Genomic DNA, 7,027 nt, shown 5'->3' on the forward strand with positions numbered 1-7,027 from the left:
GCGGATTTTGCCAGATGAAAAATTCACCTGTAATAGAAATTGATGCCCGTTCAGGATTCTGTCATGGTGTGGTGACAGCTATACGGAAAGCCGAGGAAGAGCTTGACCGCTCACCGGAACCATTGTATTGCCTCGGCGACATTGTTCATAACAGCGATGAGGTAGAAAGACTCGGACAGAAAGGGCTTGCCACAATAACCCATGCCGATCTCGACCGTCTGCCGGGAGCCAGAGTCCTCTTGCGCGCCCACGGCGAGCCGCCGTCAACCTATGCCATAGCCCGCGAGAAAGGGATCGAGATAATTGATGCCACCTGCCCGGTGGTGCTCCAGTTGCAGAAACGGATAAAGCAGACTTTTGACAGCACCACTCCCCGACCACAGATTGTGATCTACGGCAAGGCCGGCCATGCAGAAGTCAACGGGCTTGTCGGGCAGACCAACGGCGAAGCCATCGTAGTGGAAGACATAGCTCAGCTCGACCGCATTGATTTCAACCGCGACATTGCCCTCTACTCACAGACTACAATGTCGCTTCAGGGCCTGGCAGAGATGGTCGGCGAAATCAACCGCCGGATTAGCCCCGGAGTACGTTTCGAATATTTCGACACCATCTGCCGCCAGGTGGCAAACCGGGTGGAACACCTGCGGGAGTTTGCCCGCGCCCATGACGTGATTCTCTTCGTGGCCGGAGCCAAAAGCAGCAACGGCAAAGTGCTCTATCATGAATGCCGCGATGTCAACAAGCGTTCTTATCTGGTTTCAAACCCGTCTGACTTCCGTCCGGAATGGATAGAAGGCGCAGGCACCGTAGGCATCTGCGGAGCAACCTCAACTCCGCGCTGGCTGATGGAGAAAGTGCGCGATAAAGTAGCGTCAAATGGATAACTTCATAGCCATTGACGTAGAGACAGCCAACAACGAGCCGTCATCAATCTGCGCTATCGGCGCTATAAAAGTCATCGGCGGAGTAATCACCGACCGGTTCTACGAGCTCGTCAAGCCGGAACCGGAATACTACTTCCGTCATTTCACACAGAACATCCACGGCATCGGACGCGAGGACACTGAAAACGCAAGAGTGTTTTCAGAGGTGTGGCGAGATATCCACCGGTTTATCGGAGATCTCCCGCTTGTGGCCCACAACAAGGCATTTGACGAGAAATGTATCCGTGCCGCCCACCGCGTCTACGGCATGGACTATCCAGATTACCCATTCTACTGCACCCTGACCGCCGCCCGTAAACAGATTCCACGCCAGATGCTGACATCATATTCACTGCCATTTGTCTGTGAATTTCTCGGCATACCCTTCTACAACCATCACGATGCACTCGCCGATGCCGAAGGGTGTGCAAAAATAGCAATGACACTTCTATGAAATTCTTTCATCATACAATCTTGAAATTCCTGCCTCTCGCCATCGCCTGTCTTACCGGTGAGATATGCCTCTCATGCAGCTTTTCTGAAAACAGCGGCAGCCACACCGAGACCGTCTCAAGCAAGGTCAAAGACAAGAAAGCCTACCACCTCGGAGAAGAACATGCCGAACGCCTGCTGCAATATGCGAATAATGAAGATGCCCTGCAGGACGGGCTGCTCGACATTCGCGCCCGCATCAGCAATATCCGATCGAAACTCGGCACTCAGGCCGCCGCAGACTATGAACGCGGATTCACCGACTATATCCGCACCAACAACGACTCTCTGGCGAGAATACTATTTTAAGGGGGGTAATAACAATAGTTAAAATCTGAGTGGTGTATCTTTTAGATAAATTATTATGAAACACCCTCTAACTTTGAACAAATCCTGAAGCAAACAGTTATTCCCGCAGATGCTCCGTCCGATCTACACAGACATCAAAATTGGCCATTTTCACCATTTTTAAATCATCGCACTTGCATCGGCGCTCCGAGTTAGTTATCTTTGCTTATCAAGAATCACATTCTGTTATAATCATCATGCAATTTTACAGCACAAACCGACAAAGCAGCCAGGCTTCGCTCGAAGAAGCTGTGATGACAGGCCTGCCGGCTGACGGCGGCCTTTATATGCCTGAGCGCATCCCGCTCATCCCACGCGCATTCTTCAACAATATCGCGGAAATGTCAATCCGCGACATAGCCTACGTGGTGGCCTCCACAATGCTTGGCGATGACATTGACGCAGCCGAGCTAAAGGATATTGTCTACAACACTTTTACTTTTGACATTCCTCTGCGCAAAATATCATCAGATATCAGCGTGCTCGAACTTTTTCATGGCCCCACCCTTGCGTTCAAAGACATCGGCTCACGTTTTCTCGCCCGCATAATCAGCCATTACTCCCGCAATCTCGACAAACCGGTGAATGTACTGGTGGCCACATCGGGCGATTCAGGCGGAGCTGTGGCAAGCGGTTTCCACAGAGTGCCCGGTGTCAGAGTGTTCGTTCTCTACCCGGAGAGAGGGCTATCAGCCAAACAGCGCCATCAGTTCACATCGCTTGGTGACAATGTAATTCCGATCGAGGTGCTCGGCACCTTCGATGACTGCCAGCGGCTTGTCAAGGAAGCCTTCGTGGATCAGGATCTGCGACGTAAACTGAACATCACCTCGGCCAACTCAATAAACATCTGCCGTCTGCTGCCTCAGATGTTCTACTATTTCTATGCCTACAGTCAGCTCCTCAGCGGGCAGCCAGACCGGATCGACAGCGATGGAGTGGTATTTTCAGTGCCTTGCGGCAATCTCGGGAACCTTACCGCCGGTCTTCTGGCCAGAAAGATGGGACTTCCGGTGAAACGCTTTGTGGTGGCTAACAACAGCAATGACTCCTTCACACGCTTTGTCCGCACAGGTCATTTCACTCCCGCCCGTCCGCACCACAGCATAGCCTGTGCGATGGATGTCGGTAACCCTTCGAATCTCTCGCGCATTACCGACATGTATAACGCGGCACCTGCGCCGATCAGCTCCGACATGAAGGCCTACTCCTACAGTGATGACGAAATAGCCGATTCGATCGCGGATCTTTACCGATCACACGGATATATAGCTGATCCTCATGCCGCCACAGCCTACCGGGCACTCGCCGAAGACCTTAAAGACGGCGAAAACGGAATCTTTCTCGCCACTGCCCATCCGGCAAAATTCGCCGATATCGTAGGACGTATAACTGGGACCGAAATCAAGAATCCGCAGCAAGACTCGACAGGCTGCATATCAGTCCGCCATGACGTGCCTAAAATCACCCCCGCATTGCAGGCACTCAAAAAAATCCTGATAACATCAACCTAAATCAATTCTTTTTTGTTAAATTTGCATAACTGCATCCGGCATCCACTCAATCATGGATGCCGGACGAAAATAAATCATCCCCAAAACACCATCACTTATGGCATCTAACAAACGTATTTTAAAGAAAGAAATCCGAATGATATGCGGCGCGCTCGCCGGCGAATGCGTGATAGCCAAAATCACCGTTCCGGGCATTGATCCCGAAAAGCTCAATGAAATCATCTATGAACTCGCAGAGCTACAGTACAACGCACTCAGCCGTGTGAACTTCGATTTCCCCCAGTCGCCCAAAGCCTTTGCAAGCGCAGCTGAATACAACAAAGCCCGCTCAGCCTACTTCAAAGCCGCCTACCGGAAGCTCAAAGGCGAATTCAACGCTCATGTGGAGGCTATCGTCAAGAAAATGAACGAAGCTCTTCCGCAGGCTCAGAAAGACGCCAACAAAGCAGCTCTCAAAGCATAACAAAGATAAATAAACACGTAGAAGAAAAGCCATGTCATTAAGCGGCACAATCCTACGACTATTCGGCTGGAAGGTGGTGTGCAGCGTTCCGGATTATCCAAAATGTATAATCTGCGTTGCGCCCCACACTTCCAACTGGGATTTTATTCTCGGAAAACTGGCCTACTGGTCGCTCGGCCGGCAGGCCGGATTCCTGATCAAACAGGAGTGGTTTTTCTTCCCGATGAACCTCATCTTCAAAGCATTTGGCGGAATCCCGGTCAAAAGAGGCAAAGGCTCGTCACTCACAGACACACTGATCAAAAAATTCTCGGAAACAGAGCGGATGTCAATAGCCATAACCCCTGAAGGGACCAGAGCCAAAGTCTCGCAATGGCACACCGGTTTTCTCCACATTGCCTACGGGGCCAAAATTCCGATAGTGCTCGGCGCCATTGACGCAGCCACCAAGACCATACATCTGCAAAAAACGTTCTTCCCGACCGGCGATACTGAAGCCGACATGGAAGCCGTAAAAGCCTATTACAGGCCATTTACCGGAATAAACCGGGATAATTTTACCGTCTAAGCCTCAGATCTGCCACCGAAAGCCACCGAAATAATGCTTAAAATCTGCGTCATACCGCTTGACATCGCCTATGCCGATGTCGAAAACAATCTCATTTCGACAGCCCATCAGCTCAATCAGGTAGAACCTGACACCGACATAGTAGTCCTGCCGGAATTGTTTACCACCGCTTTTGTCCCCGACGCAAAGGCCGTGGCCGCCACCGCCGAGCCGAATGACGGACGCACGGTTGAAGCCCTAAAACGCTGGGCTCAGTATTTCGGATTTGCCATAGCCGGGAGTTTCCTGGCCACTGACGGACAAGGCAATTATTTCAACCGCGCCTTTTTTGTCGAACCGATAGGCGACATCACATTCATTGACAAGCGCCACCTCTTCCCTCTCTCTAACGAACACACTGTCTATACCGCCGCAGAAGGCGAACCGCAGGCCATACGCTTCCGTAGCTGGAACATCCGCATGATAGTCTGCTTCGATCTGCGCTTCCCGGTGTGGACACGCAACAACCCTGATGACCTCTATGACCTTCTGCTGGTGCCGTCAAACTGGCCTGTGGCAAGAGTCAAGCCTTACAAACTGCTTCTTGCAGCCCGAGCGGTGGAAAATCAGATCTACACCGTAGGCGCTAACCGCACCGGCTCCGACAAATTCGGAGACTATCCGGCAGGAATGACCTCCGTTTTCGACTGCCTTGGGGAAGAGATCCGCGAAACCCGCCGCAACGGCCACATCTATGCACTGCTTGACAAAGACCATCTGAAAGAAAGCCGAGAGCGCTTTCCGTTCTACAAAGCGGCTGACAGATTCACCATTGATCCAAAGCCTTCGCGATAGGAAGAGATCTCGCCGTTTTTAACTTCTATTAACGCAATTCCCATAAACCCTACCACCCATTGGAGTGTTATTACCATTGAATACTATTTTGTATCTAACGTAATGACCAAACACAATGGAACCTAAAGACAAATTTTCAACCGTACATGAGGAATTCTTCGGCAACATCGTAGGGACAATTGTTCAGACCATCAAGACAATCACTCCCCGTCAGACTCTCGACTTCATTGCCGACTGGTCAATTCCCACTTCTGTACCCACTCCGTCGCATAGCTGAAAGCTCTAAACCACAAACCAAAAGAATCAGATGTCAGCCTCACCCAAGCGTAAGGCTGACATTTTTTTATTCCGCTTAATCGAGCCGCATTTGCGTTCTTAAGACGGCTCTTATTTTATTGAATGGAAGATAAATCACGCGTAAAAATCAGCAAATGTGATTTCAGTCACACTTTTTATCATCGGTTTTGCGTATATTTGCACAGTTTACCACTTAACATACGAATTCTGCATCAAAATAGCAACATGAAAACCGGCAAGTCACACTTACTCCCGCTTATACTTGGCCTATTGATCTGCTTGTCTTGCGAGCGGTCGGGCTATTACAATGATGATCAGAGAAAGCGCCTCGATTTGCTGACAGCCACCAGATGGACTGAGCAATCAACTGATTCCCACGATCCGGAAAATCCGATCGTGTGCCGCCAGTCATGGAGTTTTGACAAAAAAGGCAAAGCCTCTGTCACTTACAAATGGACAGACAAGAACGGAAATACGACCTATAATGAAACTCAGTATTACGACTGGACTTTCACTACCGAAAATTTCGCAGTTATCTATCTCTACAGTGCCACACACGGAGACCTGTTCTGGCTGATAGAAAAACTGACAGCCAATGAGCTGCGCGTGAAAGCCGCTGTCATGGACCCCGTCTTAAACCCGACAATCCCTCAGAGACGAATAGTACTACAAGCAACTATGCGATAGACATTTAGCAGATACACAGGACCACACATGAAAAAATATCTTTCCACAATCCTTCTCTCGCTATGCCTCGGCATGGTGACAGTTCAGGCAGCCAGCATCGGAGAAGTTGCGGTAACGGCAGACAGCACCGCTCGTAAGGACCGCTTTAGAATGCTTGAAAAACCATTCATGCTTACCTTGTCAGCAGGGGCTAATTTCAACACCGGCGGTCGTCATAACAGTGAAGTGTTCGGATGCCGCCCCGATGCCGCCACTCAGATAAACTTCCGATTCAACTTCGGATTTCACCGCAACTGGAATGTCTATGCCGACCTTGGCTACACATTCTACAGCATTCACTCCGACCCGCTTTCCGATAAATACGCAGACCTTCTCGTCAAACTGATCATGCCAGGAATCAGCACAATACATCCTTCATTCTCAATCGGCGCATCACACCTCTCCCAGGTAGGCCGATGGCAGTTCATGCCACGCATCGGAGCCGGATGCCAAGCGGTCAAAACCAACAAGCAGTCAAAAGAGTGGAATGGCATAAAGACTACCGTCAGACGGGAAATAGCCCCCTACTTCATCGAAGGCGGATTCGGAGTGGGCTTCCGCACATCAAGAGTATGCAGCGTGATCTTTGACATCTGCTATCACCATCCGCTTGAATCGGCAAGCCTGACCGTCAGCACCTCCGGGGGCAATCAGGATTCAACCGAGAAATTCAAATCCAAATCCTGGGCCAACGACCTCACCCTGTCACTCGGCATCCAGTTTCAGACCAACTGGAAAAGGCGCGAGAGTTTGACCCCTTCGGGCACGCGGGATTTGACCCCACGGGCATAATAAGATTGACCCCTTAAAAGTCCTGGCGGCGGGGGTCAATTTTATTTTACCTCAGTTGCTGTTTCAG

Annotated in this window: 10 protein-coding genes; all 10 read left to right on the plus strand. The window is 50.4% G+C overall.

Annotated elements, in window-relative coordinates; all coding sequences use genetic code 11:
- The first annotated feature begins 14 nt into the window (after positions 1 to 14).
- The 10 genes from C5O23_RS11420 (at position 15) to C5O23_RS11460 (ending at position 6,960) form a co-directional block, all read left to right on the plus strand.
- Positions 15 to 887: a 4-hydroxy-3-methylbut-2-enyl diphosphate reductase gene (locus tag C5O23_RS11420; protein WP_107033066.1), complete on the plus strand. Its 873-nt coding sequence runs from the start codon at positions 15 to 17 to the stop codon at positions 885 to 887.
- Positions 880 to 1,380 carry a 3'-5' exonuclease gene (locus C5O23_RS11425; protein WP_107033067.1) on the plus strand — a complete coding sequence of 167 codons (501 nt, stop codon included), beginning with the start codon at positions 880 to 882 and terminating at the stop codon, positions 1,378 to 1,380. The genes C5O23_RS11420 and C5O23_RS11425 overlap by 8 nt, the downstream gene beginning before the upstream one ends.
- Positions 1,381 to 1,400: 20 nt before the next feature.
- Positions 1,401 to 1,727, plus strand: a complete 327-nt coding sequence (locus tag C5O23_RS11430) for a hypothetical protein (protein WP_133166557.1) — start codon at positions 1,401 to 1,403, stop codon at positions 1,725 to 1,727.
- 236 nt (positions 1,728 to 1,963) lie between these two features.
- Entirely contained in the window at positions 1,964 to 3,280 is a 1,317-nt protein-coding gene (gene thrC / locus C5O23_RS11435) for a threonine synthase (RefSeq protein WP_107033069.1), read from the plus strand.
- A gap of 97 nt (positions 3,281 to 3,377) precedes the next feature.
- A complete protein-coding gene (locus C5O23_RS11440; RefSeq protein ID WP_133166558.1) occupies positions 3,378 to 3,743 on the plus strand; it encodes a hypothetical protein in 366 nt (121 codons plus the stop codon).
- Positions 3,744 to 3,774: 31 nt separating this feature from the next.
- Positions 3,775 to 4,311: a 1-acyl-sn-glycerol-3-phosphate acyltransferase gene (locus tag C5O23_RS11445; RefSeq protein WP_107033071.1), complete on the plus strand. Its 537-nt coding sequence runs from the start codon at positions 3,775 to 3,777 to the stop codon at positions 4,309 to 4,311.
- A 33-nt stretch (positions 4,312 to 4,344) separates the two neighbouring features.
- On the plus strand, positions 4,345 to 5,145 hold the full coding sequence (locus C5O23_RS11450) for a nitrilase-related carbon-nitrogen hydrolase (RefSeq protein ID WP_107033072.1): 801 nt from the start codon (positions 4,345 to 4,347) through the stop codon (positions 5,143 to 5,145).
- A gap of 115 nt (positions 5,146 to 5,260) precedes the next feature.
- Positions 5,261 to 5,422 (plus strand): hypothetical protein, encoded by a 162-nt coding sequence (locus C5O23_RS14335; RefSeq protein WP_160632081.1) that lies wholly within the window; start codon positions 5,261 to 5,263, stop codon positions 5,420 to 5,422.
- A gap of 245 nt (positions 5,423 to 5,667) precedes the next feature.
- Positions 5,668 to 6,129, plus strand: coding sequence for a DUF4124 domain-containing protein (locus C5O23_RS11455; protein ID WP_107033073.1), 462 nt, complete (start codon positions 5,668 to 5,670; stop codon positions 6,127 to 6,129).
- A gap of 27 nt (positions 6,130 to 6,156) precedes the next feature.
- Positions 6,157 to 6,960 (plus strand): hypothetical protein, encoded by an 804-nt coding sequence (locus C5O23_RS11460; RefSeq protein WP_107033074.1) that lies wholly within the window; start codon positions 6,157 to 6,159, stop codon positions 6,958 to 6,960.
- Positions 6,961 to 7,027: the final 67 nt, after the last annotated feature.

It is taken from the genome of Duncaniella muris (assembly GCF_003024805.1).
Taxonomy (GTDB): domain Bacteria; phylum Bacteroidota; class Bacteroidia; order Bacteroidales; family Muribaculaceae; genus Duncaniella; species Duncaniella muris.